The organism is Sphingomonas piscis (assembly GCF_011300455.1).
GTDB lineage: Bacteria > Pseudomonadota > Alphaproteobacteria > Sphingomonadales > Sphingomonadaceae > Sphingomicrobium > Sphingomicrobium piscis.
Window position 1 is genome coordinate 398930 of sequence record NZ_CP049869.1, and the last position, 18069, is coordinate 416998.

Annotated in this window: 17 protein-coding genes; 9 read left to right on the plus strand and 8 right to left on the minus strand. The window is 63.3% G+C overall.

The window, feature by feature from the left end; genetic code table 11:
- Window positions 1-5 precede the first annotated feature (5 nt).
- Together G7077_RS01995 and G7077_RS02000 are read left to right on the plus strand one after the other, a co-directional pair.
- Window positions 6-638, plus strand: a complete 633-nt coding sequence (locus tag G7077_RS01995; protein ID WP_166410259.1) for a glutathione S-transferase family protein — start codon at window positions 6-8, stop codon at window positions 636-638.
- Window positions 639-774: 136 nt separating this feature from the next.
- Window positions 775-1701: a splicing factor U2AF large subunit gene (locus G7077_RS02000; protein ID WP_166410260.1), complete on the plus strand. Its 927-nt coding sequence runs from the start codon at window positions 775-777 to the stop codon at window positions 1699-1701.
- A 77-nt stretch (window positions 1702-1778) separates the two neighbouring features.
- On the opposite strand, the gene G7077_RS02005 is transcribed toward G7077_RS02000, so the two are convergent.
- The gene (locus G7077_RS02005) at window positions 1779-2513 is read right to left on the minus strand and encodes a Bax inhibitor-1/YccA family protein (protein WP_166410261.1); all 735 of its coding nucleotides are present in this window, start codon (window positions 2511-2513) and stop codon (window positions 1779-1781) included.
- A 109-nt stretch (window positions 2514-2622) separates the two neighbouring features.
- Window positions 2623-4098 carry a phospholipase D-like domain-containing protein gene (locus tag G7077_RS02010; protein WP_166410262.1) on the minus strand — a complete coding sequence of 492 codons (1476 nt, stop codon included), beginning with the start codon at window positions 4096-4098 and terminating at the stop codon, window positions 2623-2625.
- Window positions 4099-4189: 91 nt separating this feature from the next.
- On the opposite strand from G7077_RS02010, the gene G7077_RS02015 reads away from it, so the two are divergent.
- Window positions 4190-4939: a CDP-alcohol phosphatidyltransferase family protein gene (locus G7077_RS02015; RefSeq protein ID WP_166410263.1), complete on the plus strand. Its 750-nt coding sequence runs from the start codon at window positions 4190-4192 to the stop codon at window positions 4937-4939.
- Between the two features lie 183 nt (window positions 4940-5122).
- Complete coding sequence (locus tag G7077_RS02020) at window positions 5123-5296, plus strand: YdcH family protein (protein ID WP_166410264.1); 174 nt, start codon at window positions 5123-5125, stop codon at window positions 5294-5296.
- 44 nt (window positions 5297-5340) lie between these two features.
- On the opposite strand, the gene G7077_RS02025 is transcribed toward G7077_RS02020, so the two are convergent.
- The 3 genes from G7077_RS02025 to G7077_RS02035 form a co-directional block, all read right to left on the minus strand.
- The gene (locus G7077_RS02025) at window positions 5341-7863 is read right to left on the minus strand and encodes a glycoside hydrolase family 9 protein (RefSeq protein ID WP_166410265.1); all 2523 of its coding nucleotides are present in this window, start codon (window positions 7861-7863) and stop codon (window positions 5341-5343) included.
- Between the two features lie 136 nt (window positions 7864-7999).
- A complete protein-coding gene (locus tag G7077_RS02030; protein WP_166410266.1) occupies window positions 8000-8899 on the minus strand; it encodes a leishmanolysin-related zinc metalloendopeptidase in 900 nt (299 codons plus the stop codon).
- Between the two features lie 182 nt (window positions 8900-9081).
- Window positions 9082-10506: a carboxylesterase/lipase family protein gene (locus G7077_RS02035; RefSeq protein ID WP_166410267.1), complete on the minus strand. Its 1425-nt coding sequence runs from the start codon at window positions 10504-10506 to the stop codon at window positions 9082-9084.
- 310 nt (window positions 10507-10816) lie between these two features.
- On the opposite strand from G7077_RS02035, the gene G7077_RS02040 reads away from it, so the two are divergent.
- The 3 genes from G7077_RS02040 to G7077_RS02050 are packed head-to-tail and all read left to right on the plus strand — an operon-like array spanning window position 10817 to window position 13490.
- Window positions 10817-12256, plus strand: coding sequence for a pilus assembly protein TadG-related protein (locus G7077_RS02040; protein WP_166410268.1), 1440 nt, complete (start codon window positions 10817-10819; stop codon window positions 12254-12256).
- Window positions 12253-12858 carry a TadE/TadG family type IV pilus assembly protein gene (locus tag G7077_RS02045; RefSeq protein ID WP_166410269.1) on the plus strand — a complete coding sequence of 202 codons (606 nt, stop codon included), beginning with the start codon at window positions 12253-12255 and terminating at the stop codon, window positions 12856-12858. The genes G7077_RS02040 and G7077_RS02045 overlap by 4 nt, the downstream gene beginning before the upstream one ends.
- Window positions 12852-13490 (plus strand): TadE/TadG family type IV pilus assembly protein, encoded by a 639-nt coding sequence (locus G7077_RS02050; protein WP_166410270.1) that lies wholly within the window; start codon window positions 12852-12854, stop codon window positions 13488-13490. Before G7077_RS02045 ends, G7077_RS02050 begins: the two co-directional genes overlap by 7 nt.
- Window positions 13491-13508: 18 nt before the next feature.
- Here the strand turns inward: G7077_RS02050 and G7077_RS02055 are convergent, their stop codons facing one another.
- Window positions 13509-14504 (minus strand): alpha/beta hydrolase, encoded by a 996-nt coding sequence (locus G7077_RS02055; protein WP_166410271.1) that lies wholly within the window; start codon window positions 14502-14504, stop codon window positions 13509-13511.
- A 322-nt stretch (window positions 14505-14826) separates the two neighbouring features.
- On the opposite strand from G7077_RS02055, the gene G7077_RS02060 reads away from it, so the two are divergent.
- Complete coding sequence (locus tag G7077_RS02060) at window positions 14827-15345, plus strand: Npun_F0296 family exosortase-dependent surface protein (RefSeq protein ID WP_246167308.1); 519 nt, start codon at window positions 14827-14829, stop codon at window positions 15343-15345.
- A gap of 273 nt (window positions 15346-15618) precedes the next feature.
- On the plus strand, window positions 15619-16497 hold the full coding sequence (locus G7077_RS02065; RefSeq protein WP_166410272.1) for a LysR substrate-binding domain-containing protein: 879 nt from the start codon (window positions 15619-15621) through the stop codon (window positions 16495-16497).
- 86 nt (window positions 16498-16583) lie between these two features.
- Here the strand turns inward: G7077_RS02065 and G7077_RS02070 are convergent, their stop codons facing one another.
- Together G7077_RS02070 and G7077_RS02075 are read right to left on the minus strand one after the other, a co-directional pair.
- Window positions 16584-16919, minus strand: coding sequence for a hypothetical protein (locus G7077_RS02070; RefSeq protein ID WP_166410273.1), 336 nt, complete (start codon window positions 16917-16919; stop codon window positions 16584-16586).
- Window positions 16920-17062: 143 nt separating this feature from the next.
- Window positions 17063-18013: an AraC family transcriptional regulator gene (locus G7077_RS02075; RefSeq protein WP_166410274.1), complete on the minus strand. Its 951-nt coding sequence runs from the start codon at window positions 18011-18013 to the stop codon at window positions 17063-17065.
- Between the last annotated feature and the right edge of the window lie 56 nt (window positions 18014-18069).

Sequence of the window (18069 nt, forward strand, 5' to 3'; positions counted from 1 at the left end):
CCGCCATGTCTGAGCTCATCTTCTACACCAACCCGATGTCGCGCGGTCAGACGATCCGCTGGATGCTCGAGGAGATCGGACAGCCCTACGAGACCCGCATCCTCGACTATGCGACGACGATGAAGGCCCCCGATTATCTCGCCATCAACCCGATGGGAAAGGTCCCGGCCATCGTTCACGACGGCAAAGTGGTGACGGAAGTGGCGGCCATCGTCTGCTATCTCGCTGACGCCTTCCCGGAGGCGGGCCTTGCCCCCGACACAAGGGACCGGGCCGACTATTACCGCTGGATCTTCTTCGCCTCAGGACCGGTCGAGGCCGCCTTCACTGCCAAGGCGATGGGCTGGGAAGTGCCGGCCGACCGGCGCGCGATGGCGGGCTTTGGCGATTATGAAACGGCGATGAAGACGTTGGAGCGCGCCATCTCGTCCAAGCCCTTCATCACCGGCGACCGATTCACCGCGGCCGACCTGTGGCTGGGCGCGATGATCAACTTCATGCTCAACTTCAAACTGCTCGAGCCGACCCCGGCGTTCAGCGATTACGCCAGGCGGATGACCGACCGTGACGCCTACCGCCGCGCGCAGGAGATCGACGGCAAGCTGATCGCCGAAGCGCAGGCCAAGCAGCAGCACTGATCGGCCGAACCGTAATCCAGGTTGCGGTGAATCTCCGCCTGGCCGCGACGAAAGCCGGCACCTTTCCTCTCACGTCGTTCGTTTTGAACCCGTGAAATCGGCAGCACGAGCTGCCTGAATCAGAGGAGAGAGCTAGATGGCACAACATGGATATCTGGGCGACGGCTACGGCGTCCGCGGCGATCATGGCGACGACGATTTCTACCGCAACGACGACCGGGACTTCCGCGGGCAGGACCGCAACCGCGAACGTGACCGCAACTTCATGTTCGACGACCGCTCGCGCGGCAATCGCGACTTCGGCCGTGATCAGGACCGGGAGCGCATGAATCGGGATCGGGACCACGACCGCGGCTTCATGGATCGTGCTCGCGATACGGCGCGCAGCTGGTTGAGCGACGACGATCATGACGATCGTCAGCGCGGGTCACAGGGCGGCAGCGACTGGCGCGACCGTGACAACCAGAACCGCTTTACCCAGCAGGATCATGGTTGGACATCCAGCCACAACCGCGGCCAGAACCAGGACCGCGGCGACATGCGCCCCAGCATGGGCGGCTTCGGCAACCAGACCGGCTGGCAGAGCTTCGAGCAGAACCGCCAGCAGCAGCAGCGCCCGAGCGCCCATCCGGACGACCATTATCGCAGCTGGCGCGACAAGCAGATGCAATCCCTCGACCGCGATTATGAAGACTATTGCCGCGAGCGTGAGCAGCAGTTCCACAGTGAGTTCGACAGCTGGCGTCAGAACCGCCAGCAGAACCGTGGCCAACAGTCGACGGGTCAAGGCGACCAAAGCCGTGACAATGACGAACTGCTGCTCGAGCGCAGCCGCATGGGCCAGCAGGGCGATGCCACCACGACCGGCACCAGCGGTCTCGCCCGGGGCGCCGGTGGCGATCCCAGCGCTTCGTCAGACGGCGGCGGTGCCGAAATCGGCGTCGGCAGCCAGCCGGGTCACGAACCCACCAGCGTCGGCTCGGGCTCCGAACTGGCCGGCGCTACCGGCTCGATGATCAACGAAACCGCCGGTGGTGCGAGCGGCCGCAAGAAGGGCCTGTAGTCCCCCGCAGGCGCTTCTAAACAAAAGGGCCGGAGGTCTCCCTCCGGCCCTTCTTTTTTGCGCCTTGCTGCGATGAACTATTCGCGGTTGCCCATGAAGCTCAGCAGGAACTGGAACATGTTGATGAAGTCCAGGTAGAGCGTCAGCGCGCCGAGAATGGCGGTCTTGCCCATCATGTCGGTACCCTGGACGTAGGCGTAGGTGCTCTTGATCTTCTGCGTGTCGTAGGCGGTCAGACCAGCGAACAGCAGCACGCCAACGGCGCTGATCACCATGCTAAGCGCATCCGAGCGAATGAAGATGTTCGCGATGGACACGACCAGCAGGCCCACGACGCCCATGATCAGGAAGGTGCCGAAGCCCGACAGATCCTTCTTGGTGGTATAGCCCCAGACGCTGAGCGACAGGAATGCGACCGCAGTTGCGAAGAAGGTCTGCGCGATCGAGGTGCCGCTATAGATCAGCGGAATGATCGACATGGACACGCCCATCACCGCGGCGAATGCCCAGAAGAAGGCCTGCATGCCTGCCGTGCTCATCTTGTGGGCGCGGAAGCCCATCACCATGACCATGATCAGCGGCGCGAACAGCACGACCCAGCGGAGGATACCTCCGTTGAAGAAGATCTGCTGGGCGACGCCCGTCACCGCGAGGCCGAGCGCGACGATGCCGGTCAGCGCAACGCCCGACGCCATATAGTTGTAAACCGAAAGCATGTAGGACCGGAGGCCCGCATCGCGGGCGGCGCGCGGAACGCCAACCGTGACGGCTGGGTTCACGCCGGCTGTGCGCGGGTCGAACTGGTTCTGCATTTCATCTCCTCTGTGCGGGCAAGGGGCCCGTCACGTGAACAATATATCATAGGTCTGCCGGTTCCTTTCAAGCGAAACCGGACATGCCCATGTGTCGGCCTGTCGATTTTCACGCGAAGGGGTGGCGGAGGCGCTTCAGTCGTCCCAGCAGACCTGGCTTCTTCGCCGTATCGAAATACTCACCGGCCTTTTCGGGATCGAGCATTTCGGTCTCGGCAATCTCCGCCTCGAGGGCGCTTAGTTCCTTCATTTCCAGCGGCCGAAGCGTGCGGCCCTTGCCGCGCATCCGCTCGACGCAGGCGATCAGCGAACCGCCGTCGTTCAGCAACGCTTCGATGGCGGATGCCTCCTTGCCCAGATGTTCGCCAAGCAAGTCGCACAGGATCGCGTGAATTTGCGGTGAAATGCCCTTGCCCGCATTTCCATCCGCATCGATCAGCAGGTCGCACTCGCTGTCGAGCCCCATAGATCGATTGTTGATGTTCGCCGACCCGACCCGGATCATCCGGTCGTCGACGATACCGATCTTGGAATGAACGTAGATGTCCTCGCCGCCTTCCGTCACCGGCGTGTAGATTCGGAAGCGGTCGTGTCGATCGAGGTCCTGCAATGTGCGGGTGACCTTGGTTCGTGCCGGCCGCATCACCTCATCTTCCATGAAGCCTTCGACCTTGTTCGGGTTGACGACCACGAACTCGGGCCCGTCTTTCTCTTTCAGCCGCTTGCCGATCGCTTCCGCCACCACGCGTGAGGCGAAATATTGGTTCTCGAAATAAACATACCGCTTCGCCGCAGCGATCATGTCAAGGTACAGGGCCTCGATCTCCCGCACTTCGGGAAATTGCTTGAACTCGCCGCGGGTGCGCGCAACGGCGACGTCGACCTTTTGAAACTGCGGCTCGAGTTCCGGGGGCCACGAGTCACCCTCGGCCGTCGGGGGCTCGATCGGCTTGCCCCCGGCCCTTGCCCAACGCTCACGCGCCAGGTCGCCCAGCGCCTTTGCAGCAGCGCCATCCACCGCCATGGTCGCATCGTGCCACGGCCCGTACCGCCGCCCCGTGGTCGGGCGCTTGCGGCCCTCGTCATCGTCCCGGTGCGCGCGGGTGTCCCAGCGCGTCGCGGTCATGTCGATCCCGCCGCAGAATGCGAGATTGTCGTCGATCACCACGATCTTCTGGTGATGGCTCGCCCCGGTCGGATGGGCGGCGTCCAGCTTGAACGTGATCCCCTTTGTCCGCACCCAGTTGATCAGGCGGAACACGGTGGTTCCACGGGCAAGCAGCTTGGTGGCGCCCAAATCCCATCGAAGAACGTAGATGCACAGGTCCGGCCGGCACTTGGCAAGAAACGAAATGAAGGAGCCCAGCGTCGCCGGCGCCTCATCGTCCGCATCGTCGAGCTCGATCCGCGTGTCGAAGTCCCAGCCAATCAGCAGGATCTGCTTTTTCGCCTGCAGCATCGCCTTGCGGACGTGGTGGAAATAATCGGCGGCATCCACGACCAGCGCAGCTCGTTCCGCACGCTCGACGCGCCAGCAGTTTCGCCCGGGATGAAGAAGCGGCGATGACTTTACCCGGCGTGTCACAACGCCCGCTTAAACCACGGCGGCGGGCGGTGCTACCATCCAAGTTGCATGGCAAGGAACAGGGGCCGCGAACCGTTGGTTGCCCTGTTCGATGCCGCCGGACACGCCATTCTCCGCCTCGACACCCGCCACGGCGGCGCAGCGGGCGCTCGCCTGGAGCGTTCACTTGTTCTCGGCGAGCGGTGCGATCCTTGCGCTGCTGGCGTTGCTCGCCGTCGAGCAGAAGCAATGGTCTTTGGCTCTGTTGTGGCTGCTGGTAGCGCTGGTGGTCGACGGGGTCGATGGGTCGTTCGCCCGCCTGGCACGGGTGAAGGAACGCGCGGGCCGGGTCGACGGCGACACGTTGGACCTCGTGATCGACTTCCTGACCTACGTCTTCGTCCCCACCCTTTTCCTGTGGCACGCCGGCATGTTCCCCGATGGCTGGGCGCTCTGGCTGTCGGCCGCCATCCTCCTCTCCTCGCTCTACCTATTCGCCCGCACCGACATGAAAACGGAGGACGGCTATTTCCGGGGCTTTCCGTCGCTCTGGAACCTCGTCGTCTTCTACCTTTTCGTGCTTGGCGCCGGCCATACAGCCGTAGCGCTTACCGTCCTGCTCTGCGCGGTGTTGACCTTCGCCCCCATCCATTTCGTCCACCCATTCCGGGTTCGCCAGTTCGGCATCTGGCTGCCGCTCCTTGCCATTCTCTGGACTGCAACAACTGCCTTGCTGCTGATCCCCAACCTGACGGACGGCGTGCGCAGCATCGCCGCATCCGCCTCGATTGCAGCCGCGGTCATCCTCCTTGCGCTCGGGCTCCTTCGCACGTTCGGCCTGGTCGGTTCGGCGCGGGCTTGATTTCGTTTGCCTCCCGCCTAACATAAACGGCGCGGACCGGGCCCCTCTGGCGGCCGTCTCTACGACGACCGTGATGTCGGACCGCATCGGATGATCCGATGCGCGTTGGACAGGGCAAATCCCTCCCCCAAGCAGCAGCGGATCCTCCGATCAGACCATTGTTCTGACTTGAGAGGAAATGACATGAACCCGCGTTTGTACCGCCTGCTGGAGAAGCATCAGCGCATTGACGAGCAGCTTCGTATGGAGCAGCGGCGCACCTTTCCCGACTGGGTGGCACTGCTTCGCCTCAAGCGGACGAAGCTCCGGATCAAGGACGTGATCCATCGCTTCACCCGCCGCGCCGCACAGGCGTAGCCTGCTCTCGTCGCCCCCGCCTCAGCGGGGGCGACGATCCCCTATCACTGCCCGCGCTTTTCCTTCAGCAGGTCCATCGCCGAATGAACGAGGTGGACGTAGTTCGGGCTCATCGGCACGACATATTCATTCTGTCCCCAGAAGAAGGGCCAGTCCTCGCTATTCTCCGCAAGGTCAGGCTTGATGATCAGAGCCCCGGGAACGACGCCTCCAGCGATATAGCTGAAGTCCGCCCGGTTGCTTCCGTACGCCACTTCCTTTGACCTCGTGCCGACCGCCGAGACGAACGACAGGTCCGATCCCGGGTGAGTCCCGTGCAGATAGTCCAAGGCCGTAAAGGCCAGGCTGCCGTCGGAAAGATCCGGAAACGCCTTGTGGATCATATAATCCATCATGCCGGCCTGCATGATCTGCCCGTTGCCGGCCCAACCGCCCTCGCCGATCGGAACACCGAAGGGGTTCGGACGCGGGAAGCTCTTGGCATAATTCGCCTTCCACGCCGCCGCCGAGGTGCGCACGGCTGAACCGAAGGTCGGCGGCATGAAGGGCAAGGCGCGGATTGCATCGTCGAGGACGAAGCCGGTCCGTGCGCCCACCTCCGTCCACAGCCGCTGCACCGCCGCGGCATATTGCGGCTCCTTGGTCGCGATCAGCAATTCCACGGCCGCCCCGAACTGCTCGGCGACCAAAGGACCGCCGGTCGTATTGCCGTGGCTGAAAGTGAAGGGCGGGTGGCTTTGCTCTTCCGCCCAGATCTTCCGCGCCAGCTGCAGGCTGCGCCCGGCAAGCGCCGGATTGAGCGGCGCCAGGACCCGCCCCGCCGCCGCAAGCGCAGCTGCGGAACCATAGTTCAACGCTGACGACCGGCTGGTGAAGACCCACCGATCGTCCGGCGTGCCGCTGCGGTTGCCGCGCTCCTCACCGACCTTCAGCGACGGGTCGTAGATCTTGCCGTCGGTCTTGCTCGCTGCGTCGCCAAGATGGGTGTACTGCGCCACGTCCGGCTCGACGATGCCGTGGATCGCGAAGCCCACCGCATCCTGCTGCGCCACCAATTGCAGGACGCCATGCTCGATCTGCTGCAGATAGTCCGGCTTGCCGTCCGGCACGTGGATCTCGACCTTGCGGAGCTGCTGGTCGATCAGGGTCGTGTCCCGCTCCGGCCGGAACCTTTCATAAGTGTCCACCAGCTGGCGGATCACCGCATATTGGGTCTGCGTGCGCTGGTCGAAGTCGCCCGCATCCAGCCAGCCGCCGACGGTCAATCCCGGGATATGCTCGCCCGGCTTGAACTTCGTGTCGGTGGTCGGCCCCTGCCGATAGAGGTCGATATGTTCGTGGTTCACCGGCGCCTGCCGAGCATCGTCCCGATGGGCATCGCCATGCCAAACGCGATAGGCTTCGTTCACCGCCACATGGTCCATCTGCACGGGCAGGTAGACGTCGCTGCTCGGATGCCAGGCGTCCGCATAGATGTCGGGCGCAATCCGGAAGCTCGCCGTCTTCACCGGCCCAAGCTCCAGCCGGTAAAGGCCGGGCTGCTTCACATTGCTGAAGTCGAACGTCGAATAGTTATAGCGAAGGTACTTGCCCCAGGGCTTGGCCGCGCCGCTGCTCACCACCCGCGTGCTTCCGTCGGCGCCGATCCGCACCAGCCGCACGGTGCTGCCGCTCGTGTCGTTGGGGTCGCGCTCGACAACCGCGACCTTCTTCTGCTCGGGCGCATAGCCGAGCTGGCTGTGGCCGATCACCGGCTCCCGAACCCAGCCGGGAACGCTGTTCGCCTCCACCGTCCACTCGACCACCTTGCCGGTCCGCCCCTCGGGCAGGAGGCTGCGGACCACGAACCAGCCATTGTCGGCCTGATTGCGCCCATCATAGAGGTGAACGCCATTGGCGGACTTGATCGTGATCCGACGGGCGGGATCTTCCGGCGCAAGCACCAGGCTGTTCCCGCTCGCCAACGGCAGCGGCTCTGCCCCGGCACCCACATCGCGCCCGCTCGACGGCAGTCGCTCTCCGCCCGCAACCATCGTGGAGGCGGGGTGAAGCGGAATGCCCTGCGCCTCGCCGTCCATCACGAAGCTCTTGTGGAAGAAGGCGCTCGGCTTGAATTCAAGGTTGAAGCCCGCCTTGCCCGCAAGCGTTGCCGGTAGCGGCTGATCGAGGATTACGGAGACGGCAAACTGCCTGCCGCGCGGCTCGCTGTGGATGCGGTATCGGAACTTGTGCTCGGGATATTCCAGAAGCACGTCCACCGCGCCGGTCCGCGGATCGACCTTGCGCTCGACCATCCGGCCGATCGGGTCCCACTGCCCCGGCGTCGCGGACAGACGCACGTCGCCGTTGGTGGCGACACGGTTGCCCTGCTGGACGATCTCGACGCCGCTGATCTTGGCGTCGGCGAACAGCCCGTCATACCAGTTGGTAAAGGTGAAATAGTCGACCCCGCGGGTCCCGACATAACCTGCCTTGTTGGCGGTCAGGGTCTGCGCGCCCGCCGGAACGGCGGTGAAGGCGGTGGCGGAAAGCAGGGCACAGGCACCCCAAAGGCGCGTCTTGACCATGGTAGGCTTCTCTCCCGGATTCGCCGTCTCGAGCGGCTTATGTGAGCGCTAACATGCGCATCGGGAGGTTGGAAGAACGGCCGTAAAAAGATTGGCGGCCTGCCAGTCCAATGGGTCTGGCAGGCCGCCGATCTAGCTAAACGAGCTGGTATCCTTGCTCGGCAAACGCCAGGTAATCGGTCCGCAACGTGTAGCCGAGATCCTTGAACGCGGCGACGCTCATCTCCGAGAAATAATTGTTCCCGTCGTTGATGTAGCCGGTCATCAGCTCGTTGTTGTACAATTCCTCATCCCAGTGAGACCCGGCCGTGCCGGCGCCGCCATCCTGCTCCACCTGGATGGACCCGGTGCCGCCGAGCCGGTGAAAGGCATCGTTGGCTGCAGCGCCGGTATAGTTGCCGTTGCTGACGAGCCCGAGCCGGTCCCAGATCGATCCGAAGCCGAGGCTGTGCGACATCTCGTGAAGCACCACTTCGGAGAAGACCGACACGCCCATGTCCGTCACGTCGGCGATGTCGAACTGCATCTGCGCGGTTGCCGGCAGGTTGCTGCCGGTGCGGACGGAGGTCGGACCTGCTTGTCCCAGCACATTGCCGACACCGTCGATGGCGCCGAGTTCGGCGGAGATGGTGATGTCGTCCACCGTGGTGGTCTTCCCCTTGCTGCGGACCGACACGTTCGGCAGGTCGCCCGCGATGAAGGAAGTCAGATAGTTCGCCGCCTGGACGAACACATCGTGCAATTCCTGGGTCCACGTCCCGTTGAACGAGATGGTAATGTTGTAGCCAGATCCGTCTGCCGAGCCGCTGGTGTAAGGAGCAAAGGTCGAGCCGGTCCCGCCGCCGCCGCCGCCACCACCGCCGCCTTTCGCGTGGCCGACATCATGGGTGTGGATGATATGCGTCAGGTCGACGCCATGCACCTTGTCGGTGGATTCCGGAAGGTCGACACGAAGGTCGAGCCCACGCGAATGACCGAATGCGGAATTGCCGGGGCTGTAAGAAGCTTCGTCAACCTTGGGTGGAGAGTAACCCATTCACTTGCCTCCCTGTGCGCGGTCCTGCCGACGGCGCGAAGAAGGAAGCTTAACGGAATGAAAGCTTCTGGCAAGTAACTGATTTTACGGTTATTTTCCTGGTCTTCAGCCTATGTTGAACCAGAATTTATACGTCCGATTAGCTTACCGCCGGGCCGAATGCCCGGCGGTAAGCTGCTATCTCAACGTCGCGGTGAAGCAGCGGCGGACGCGTCAAGCTGTGCGCCGAGCGGATCCTTGCCGGCAACCGCGGTCCCAGCGGCGCTGAAGTCCATGATCACGTCCGCCGACTTGCTGTAGCGCGGCCAGGCGGGCAGCCCCTTGCCGTTCGGATCGCCCCGCCTGGCGAAATTGGCGATGTAGCTGCTGATCGCCTCGCCCATCCCATTGTCCCGCGCCGTCGTCGCCGCGCCGTATTTGGTGTCCTGCGTGTTGAAGAAGAAGGGGATGTCGCTGGCATGGTCGGCCCCCGTCTTGCCGAGCGATTCCGCGACGTAGGAGAAGCGGTAGGCATAGGTCGGAACGCCCTTGGCGCTCAGCACCCCTGCCAGCGTGTGGGCGCCTGTCGCCATATAGCCCGTCGGACCGCCGCTATCGTTGCTGGTCGCGCCGATCATCACCGGCACCCGGGCAAGCTTCCCCGCCGCCATGGCGCTGGCCGGATCCACTGCCATCGCACCATCGACGAACGGCCAGGCGAAGTTGCGCGGTTCATTGGAGGGACGGAACAGCGCCATCAGGTTGAGCCCGTCGACAACCTGCTCGCCCGACAAGGCGCGCAGCTTGGCCAGCGCCTGAGCGTCGCCTGCTGCAATCCCCTTACCTTCGGCAAAACGAAGGCTCGCCGCCTGCGCCGCCGCCTGGCCTGCGGGATCGGCCTTGCCGTCCCCGCCCGACATCACCACCGCCCGGTGGAACAGCCCGCCCGCCATCGGCGAGGTCAGCAGCGTGTTGACCGACATGCCGCCGGCGCTCTCGCCGATAATGGTAACGTTGCTGGGGTCGCCGCCAAACGCCGCGATATTGCGCTTGATCCACTTCAGCGCGGCGATCTGGTCCATCAGCCAGTAATTGCCCGCCGGCATTCCGCCGTCCGCCGTCAGTTGCGGATGAACGAACGTACCGAACCGGCCCAGCCGATAATTGAAGCTTGCGAACACCACGCCCTTTTTGGCGAGATCCGCGCCCGAATAGGTCGGCGGCGACGATCCGCCGTTGACGAATCCGCCGCCATAGATCCACGCGATCACCGGCAGCTTCGCGCCGGCTTTTGCACGCTCGGGCGCCCAGACATTCATGACCAGGCAGTCCTCGGCCGGTGCGGTGCCCAGCGGCGCGGCGTCGCTGGGGAAGGGCAGCTGCATGCAATCATGGCCATAGTCGGTCGCCTGCCGAACGCCCGCCCACTTGGCGGCCGGTTGCGGCGCCCGCCAGCGGTTCTCACCCACGGGAGGCGCGGCAAAGGGAATGCCCTTCCACGACTTGACCCCCTCACCGACAGACCCGCTCACCTGACCGCTTTCCGTCCGGGCGATTGGCCCAGCCGCACTTGCAGTTCCGCTTAGCGCAATCATCAGCAATGCCGCCGACATCCCGAACTTCAACATCCTGTCCTCTCCTTTTTGGGGCTGATGATAAGCTGAACCGACCGACCCGCGCCAGTGTATCCGACCGGGCGCGCGCTGCTTTGTCCAGCTAAGTACAATCGAACCTATCGGTAATTTCTGGCTAATACCTTACAGTAAACCATAGTATAGCACGGCTGAACCACAGTAATAACTCAGTAACTTCTCTCATGAGAAAATCACCACATCGGTCTCAATCGAGTGGTGGATGGTCCAGGCTACGTCTTGCACATGGGTTCAGCGGAAGGTTTCCAGCCTTAAGCTGCTGCTGCGTGCTGTCGGCGTCGATACCATGGGCAACACGACCATGATCGTCGCCGCATGCCTCATTCCTATTCTTGGAATGATCGGCGGCGGCCTTGATGTCGCTCGGGCTTATACGGTCAAGGCCAAGATGCAGAGTGCCTGCGACGCCGCGGCGCTGGCTGCCCGGCGCGAAATGGCGGGCGGCGCGATTAACCAGTCGGCACGCGACGAAAGCGCCAACTTCTTCAGCTTCAACTTCCCGCCCGGCACCATGCAGGCTGATCCCGTGAACCTCTCCATCGAGGCGAGCGACACCGACGCATCGGTGGTGGAAGTGGCCGCGTCCACGTCGGTGCCGACGACGATCATGGCGCTGTTCGGCAAGGACAAGATCGACCTCGCGGTTCAATGCAACGCCGACCAGGATTATGTGAACAACGACATCATGCTCGTTCTCGACGTCACCGGGTCGATGAACTGCACGGCCGGCACCACCTGCGCCTACGCCGCCACCGAACAGACCAACTCCCGCCTGTCGCGCCTCCGCACCGCGTCCGTATCGCTCTACCGGGCATTGGAAGGCGCAAGGGGCGTCCGCACCCGCTACGGCTTCATGCCATATTCGATGACGGTTAACGTCGGCGGCGATCTCAACAGCAACTGGATTCGGGATCCTGCCAGCTACTGGCAGTGCACCAGGACCAACGGCAACCGCTGCCAGACGTGGCAGTCCTATGTTCCCACCCGCAGTCCGGCCTGGCCCCTTTTGTGGAAGGGATGTGTCGAGGAACGCTCGACCATCTCCCAGAATTATCAGGCGCAAATCCGCATTTCGACCGATGTCGCACAGGCGGACATCGACAGCGTCTCGACGACCGACGCAAAGCTGAAGTGGCAGCCTTATGATGATGCCGCGACGACCGGCTATACGGACAGCATTGCCGACAATCTCGCGCATTTCTGCCCGGCAAGGGCCGGCCGTCTCGCCACCTACGATTCCGAAACTGCCTTTCAGAACAAGATGAATTCGATGCTGACCAGCGTCGGCGGCTACACCAACCACGATCTCGGCATCATGTGGGCAGCGCGTTACCTGTCCGGAACCGGCATGTTCCAGACCGACAATCCCGACACGTTCAACAGCATTCCCGTCGAACGCCACATCATCTTCTTGACCGACGGAGCGATGACCGCCTCCGACACCAACTACAGCTCGTTCGGAGTTACCGCCGCCGAGGACCGCATGACCGGCAACGGCAACAGCCTGAACCGCCACAAGACCCGCTTCCTCAACGCCTGCGACCGGGCTCGCCAGATGGGGATGACCGTCTGGGCGATCGCGCTGGACCCCAACCTTGGCGAAGCGGACGACATCAAGCCCTGCGCGTCCGGCGACGACCATTTCTTCACCAGCGACGGATCGAATCTCGACCGGGTGTTCGATCAGATCGGCAAGGGCATCGGCCGCCTGAGGATTACGCGATGATCAAACGGACACTCGCCCGCCTTGCCCACGACTGCCGCGGTGCCGCCGCCGTCGAGTTCGCGATCATCCTCCTCCCGCTCAGCATCGTCCTGATCGGCGGGCTAGACCTCGGCTATCAAAGTTATCTTCGTGCGACGTTGCAGGGGACGCTTAACGACGTCGCCAGGCTTGCAAGCGTGGAAAGTCCCGACCTCGGTACCAGCGGAGCGACTCTCGAGGCCAAGGTCGAAAATGCGATCAAGCAGCGCATGAGCGTGCTCGCCAAGGACGGCAGCTACACCATCAGGATGCGCAACTACTCCTCCTTTTCGGGGGCCGGCAAGCCCGAGCCATTGGTCACCGACAAGAACAACAACGGCCGCTACGATGCGGGCGATTGCTGGCAGGACATCAACCCCAACGGCAGCTTCGACCTCGATTCCGCCAGAAGCGGCATCGGCGGTGCCAGCGACGTCGTCTTCTACGATGTTACCGAATCCGTTCCGCGCATTCTGCCGATGGCCAAGCTGGTCGGCCTGCCCGCCAACCATGTCGTGAAGGCGAGCGTCGCGATCCGTAGCCAGCCTTATGACGACCAGGAAAGGCCCACGGTCGCATGCTGACCCCGCCGCTCTCTTCCCCGTCCCGTCTGCTTCGCGACACAAGCGGTGTGGCGATGGTCGAGTTCGCCCTTACCCTTCCCGTGCTGCTGCTGCTGGTGCTCGGGGGCATCGAGGTGACGAACCTCGCCGTCGCCCACCTCAAGGTGAACCAGGTCGCGACGACAACCGCCGACAATGCCGCCCGCGTTTCAAGCAAGATGGACGAAACCGACCTCGACGAGATCTTCGTCGGAGCGAAGACGGCCGGCGAGGCCATCGGGCTTGAGGATAAGGGACGGGTGATCCTCTCCTCGGTTCAGGACAATGGCAAGTCCGGCACTGCAAAGGGCCAGATGATCAATTGGCAGCGTTGCTTCGGAAAGGCGACCGGTAAGCCGCCGAAGTACGGCCGCGAGGGCAAGGGGCGAAGCGACGCCGCGCTCAAGGACGGCGTCGGCAAGACGCGGAAGATCAAGGCGCAGCCCGGGACCGCCGTGATGCTGGTCGAGGTGGCCTACACCTACGATCCCATGTTCTTCGCTGCCGTCACCGGCGGCCCGATCGACATCAACTATGAAACCGCCTTCAACGTCCGCGAACGGACCGAGCTTGGCATCACCAACACCAAAGGCCGCCCGGTCAAGAGCTGCTGAGGCGCGGCTCCTACCGCTCTACTGGCTGTCGAGATGCCGCTGAAAGAAGGGCAGCACCTTGCCGCGGAATTGCTGGGCGATACGGTTGACGTGGTCGCCTTCGTAAAGCTGCCAGTCGTACTTGATCCCATACTGCCCAAGCGCCGCCCGGAACCGTTGCACGTCGGGCAGCAGAAAGTCCTTGTCGCCGATGTCGATCGCAAAACCGTCGTAGCTCTTCAGCGCCGTCAGATATTGCGGCAGCATCACCAACGGCGCGTTCGCGGCCACCCGGCCGGCAAAGACAGGATCCACCGTCCCATCCTCCTTCAGGCCGAAGTCGATGAACATGGGCCCCTTGTCCGGCGCCGGCGCCCATGCTGCGAGCGAGGCGAACCCCGCCTTGGTGAAGAAGTCGCCGGCCTGCGCCTGCGCCAGCGTCATTCCGCTCATCTTCTTGAGCTGGTCGGCCGCCGGAACCATCGGCGCCAGGCAGCACGGGCTCATCGCATAGAGGCTTGAAAAGACCTCCGGATATTTCATGCCCAGCTTGATCGTGCCGTATCCGCCCATCGAATGGCCCGACAGGCCGCGGCTCTCGCGCTTGGCGATCGTCCGGTAGTGACCGTCGACGTAGGCGACGAGATCGCGCGCCACGAACCGCTCGAAATTGCCCGTCGTTGGGGAGTTGGAATACATGGCGCCCGCATGCCGGGTATAAGCGTCCGGCAACACCAGGATCATCTCCGGCCCGCTCGCCGCAACCGAGCTAAGCGCTGCGTCTGCCTCGACGCCCTTGAGGTTGTCTTCCGCATTGGAGGTGAAACCATGGAGGAAATAGACGACGGGATAGCGCTTCGACTTGTTGGCAGCGTAGCTGGGCGGCAGCACCACCACGACCTTTCGGTCGGCCGAATTGCCCTCGAGATTGCCCTCCAACGACGCGCCATGGACACTGATGCGCTCAACCGTCGCTGCCCGTTGCGCCTGTACCGGCGCCGAGATCGCGACCGCCGCCATTGCTGCCGCAGCCATGCAAACCACTCTCACAAGCACTCTCCGCGTTTTGTTATAGACAGAAGCTATGCGGATCGGTGGCGATGAGCAACTCGCTCCATTCATATTGTTCGCCATGTCGGTCCAATCGATTTCTCGTCTCAATTCGGGACCGGACCTGAGACACTGTTTGACTTTTGCTTTCGATGAGCGGTTAACTTGAAATTAACGATTCACTGGGGAACGGAAATGAAGACGATCGCACCATTTTAGGGCGCTTGCCATTGCGGCACTTTCCGCTGTTCCTGCACAGGCAGAGGTCACCGGATCGCTGAGCAGCGCAACCGGGCCTTTCCTCACTTTGTCCGACGCTGGCCTGAACGGTGGCACCATTGCCACCCTGTCCGGTGGTACCGTCTATTCGGAAGATAAGCCGATCGCCGACATCCCGGCCGGGACCGCCCCGGGCACCAACTTCCTCGCCGCCGGCCCGTCCTCGGGCCAAGTTGCGACCTTGACCTTCACCGCCCCGTTGCGTTCGTTCGGCTTCCTCTGGGGCTCGCCCGACTGGTACAACAGGCTTTCAGTAAAGAGCGATTTCGGCGTCTATAATTTCACGGCAAGCAGCCTCGGCTTCCCCGTCTCGAACGGAGATCAGAGCTTCGGTCAGTATGTCCGCTTCGTTGCCGGTGCCGCCGATCAGATCCGGTCGGTGACCTTCGCCAACAGCTCGCAGATCGATGCGTTTGAGGTGTCCAACTTCCAGGTGTCCGCGGTTCCGGATCCTGCCACTTGGGCGACGATGATCATCGGCTTTGGCGCGATCGGCTTCGCAATGCGCGCGTCTCGCCGCAAGGGGACGAGGCTCGCCAGGGCCTGAACCTTCTCTGAGGGGGCATTGACGCCGTCGGCTGTGCCAGCCGGCGGCGTTTTGCCGTACGCGTAAACGGGATGCACAATCCGCATCTCGGCCATGCGCTCTTCGCATTTGCAGCAAAATCGGCTCTTCGACATAACTGTCCCTGCCGATTACGGCATCCTCTCCAAGCCTTCGGGGGCGCTCCTAAGGGAACGCCCCCGTTTTTTTGACCAAATCGGCGGCTGGGTGCATTTTTCACATGTTGCACCGCACCAGAGTTGCTAAAAGCAACCCATGCTACGACTCCCCCCACTCGGAGCACTCCAGGCGTTTGTTCAGGTCGCGCGTCAGGGCTCGCTGAAGGCGGCGGCCGATTCGCTGGCGCTGTCTTCGCCGGCGCTCACACGGCGGATCCAGGCTCTCGAACATTTCGTCGGTTCCCCATTGTTCGAGCGGCAGCACAATGCCGTTCTCCTGAATATGCGCGGCCGAAGGCTTCTTGAGGAGGTCGGACCACACCTTGATGCCTTGGCTCAGGCGCTTGAACATGCGACCGGCCCGGCCCGCGGCATGCAGATCAAGCTGGCCGTCCCGAGCCTGTTCGCGTCGCAATGCCTGGTGCCTGTGCTGCCGTCACTACGGGAGCGGCATCCGGCGCTGCAGGTGGAGCTGGAAACCGGCGGCAATCGCCTCAACCGGCTCAACGAAGGCGTCGATGCGGCGATCGTCATCGCCACCCACGTCGACTCCAAGCTCTATTCGCGCTTCCTCGAACGGGGGAAGGTCGTCGCCATCGGCGCCCAGTCGTTGAAGGACGGCCTCCGCTCCCCGGCGGACCTGGCCAAGGTGCCGGTCCTTCTACACCGCAACATGGCGACGAACTTCGACGCCTGGAAGAAGTCCGTCGGCCTGCCGGACCTGGAACCCGCAAGCATCACGTATTTCGACGCGGGCCAGCTCATCCTCGACACGGCGGCCGCCGGGCTCGGCGTCGCTTTCATGTTGGACCATCACCTCGATAACTCGCAGGACTCGCGCCTGGTTCAGATCTTCGACCAGACGGTAGAAAGCCCTTATTCCTACTGGTTCGCCTGCTTGCCCAGCGCCCTCACCCGCCGGCCGGTGAAAGCCTTCCACGACTGGCTCTTCGACCGCTTCGCCGTCGCCGCTTAGTCCCGGCCGCCGCCCCGCTTGAACAAGAAAAAGGGCGGCGGGTCACCCGACCTGCCGCCCCATTTTCGTAATCCGTCGACGAAAGGTCAGTTCGATCCCGACCGGAACGTCGGCGCATTTTGCGCGATTTGCGGCGTCTTCAGCGATGCAGCCAGCTCATCGGCTTCCTTCTTAGAAACCCGGAACGCGACTTCCTTGCTGCCGACATCGCCGACGACATGGCCGTCAGGCTTCACCGTGAACCTGAAGGCGTCGCCGCGAACGAACTTGCCTTCGATGACAACCGCGTCGGCATCCGCCAAGCGCGTGGAATATTCGAACTTTTGACCCTCGAAGCTGCCGATCGAAACCGGCTTGACGCTTCCGGCTATTGCCGGTGCAGCGAACCCAAGAGCAATCATCGTCAATGTGGACCGAAGCATGTGAACCTCCATCTGGTGGTGTTTTTGCGTTGGTCCTCTCTAGCCGCGGCCCTTATGCGCCCGGGCCGGCCCCGCCTCAAATGCAAAGCCCGCGCAGTCGTGATGCATTCGCTGCATTGCAGCATCGGCAATGGCTGAGTGAGCTAATTGCACTCACGAATGGGTGAGGGGCGCCGCCATGCGGCAGGTGCGATCCCATATTCCCGCTTGAACGCCCTGCTGAACGCCGCCTCGGAGTTGAAGCCAACGTCATAGGCGATGCTCGCAACAGGGTCGCCGGTCTCCAGCAGGCGGTTCGCCGCCACCCGCAGCCGCCACCGTCCGCAATATCGGATCGGCGGCTCGCCAAGCAGCTCGGCGAACTTCTCGCCCAGAACCGTCTTCGACACGCCCGCCTCCCGCGCCAACGCATCGACGCTCAGCGGCTCGCGGTAATGGCGATGGATATGGCCGAGCGCGCGTGACAGCGCCGGATCCGCCAACGCCCGCACCCAGCCTTCAGACGCGCCGCCCTCCCGCGACAGATAGTCTCTGATCGCTTGCGCCAGGAACAGCTCGGCCAGCTTGGCGACCATCTCCGGTTCCGGCTGCGCTTCGGCAACGAAGCGCATCGAGCTGTCGACCCAGGCGCCGCTGCCGCCGGTTACGTCCAGCACCAGCAGCGCCGGAAGCGCATCGAGCAACGGATGAACGCCCGCCCGCGCCGTGCCGAGGAACCCGCACCAAACCCTTGTGTCGCCCTCGCCCGTACCGCAGGTCACCCGGTGCAGCCCCTCGGCGGTCACCCAGCCGATGCGTTCCACGTCCGCAGGCTCCAGCCCACAGGCGCTCGCAAGCCGGTGCGGGTCATTGCGCGGCAGGATGATGATGGTGCCCGGCGCCACCTCGCGCGGCTCCATCCCAGCCATCTCCACCACCAGCCGGCCTGATCGCACGTAATGGTAGCTGATCAGCCGCTCGGGCACCGGAAAGAAGGGCGCGCAATGCCCGGGCGTGAACTCCGCCGCCACGCAGAAGTCGCCGCTGAAGCAGCCGTCGATCACCACGCCCCCGGTCAGGCGCAGCGAGGCCAGAATTTCCCCAAGAACGTCCATGCGACCCCCATCGCGGCGTTTGGGTCAACTTATCCGGCAAGCCGGTCATGGATGCA